The organism is Methylobacterium sp. D54C (assembly GCF_053345595.1).
This window is the reverse complement of sequence record NZ_JBKFAK010000191.1, coordinates 1-308: the sequence shown is the minus strand read 5'-3', so window position 1 is coordinate 308 and position 308 is coordinate 1. Positions and strand designations below refer to the sequence as shown.

Annotated in this window: 1 pseudogene; it reads right to left on the bottom strand. The window is 79.9% G+C overall.

What is annotated here, in order from left to right:
* Positions 1 to 12 precede the first annotated feature (12 nt).
* Positions 13 to 308, bottom strand: a pseudogene (locus tag ACLBYB_RS33115) (cell division protein FtsZ); the annotation flags it as partial.

Here is a 308-nt window from a genome sequence, read left to right as displayed (position 1 = left end):
GACCCGGCCCGGTCAGTTCGCCTGACGGCGGAGGAAGGCCGGGATCTCGAGCTGATCGTCGTCCATCATCCGCGGCTGGGGCGCGGCCCGTCCCTGGCCGTCGAGGTTGCCCTGGGCCGGGCGGTACTGCGGGACCGCGGGGGCGGCCGGAGCGCGCGGGGCCGGCGGCACGTGAGGCTGCGCCATGTGGGGCTGGGCCATGTGCGACTGGGCCATGTGCGGCTGCGGGGCGGGGGGCGAGGCCGGCCGGGCCGCCGGGGCGCCGTCCATGTCCTCGCGGCGGGCGCCGGAGCCCACCCTCGGGGGCC